1 protein-coding gene is annotated in these 413 nt (G+C 52.5%); it reads left to right on the forward strand.

Annotated features, from left to right (window positions below):
* On the forward strand, positions 1–413 hold a 413-nt coding region (locus HF569_RS12180), incomplete at both ends, for an MFS transporter (RefSeq protein ID WP_168902622.1).

The following is a 413-nucleotide window of genomic DNA, read 5'->3' on the forward strand; positions in this document are numbered from 1 at the left end:
ATCTTAGGGATGGCCGTGGGGGCAGCGTCAGCGCTGATTCCGACGTATTTGGCGGAATTATCACCTGCTGACAAGCGGGGGACCATGTCCAGTCTGTTTCAACTGATGGTGATGACGGGGATTCTGTTTGCCTACATCACCAACTATGCTTGGGCCGGGATCTACACGGGTTGGCGTTGGATGTTAGGCTTCGCGGCGATTCCAGCGGCTCTGTTGTTCTTGGGTGGTCTGATCCTGCCAGAAAGTCCTCGGTTCTTGGTTAAAACGGGGCACTCTGATCAGGCGCGTGAAGTGTTAGATACCATGAACAAGCACGATACGGCGGCAGTTGATAAAGAATTGTCGCAAATCGAAGAACAGGCCAAGATGAAGAACGGTGGTTGGTCTGAACTCTTTGGTAAGATGGTTCGTCC

Origin of the sequence: Levilactobacillus tujiorum (assembly GCF_012641185.1) — a bacterium.
GTDB classification, from domain to species: Bacteria; Bacillota; Bacilli; order Lactobacillales; family Lactobacillaceae; genus Levilactobacillus; species Levilactobacillus tujiorum.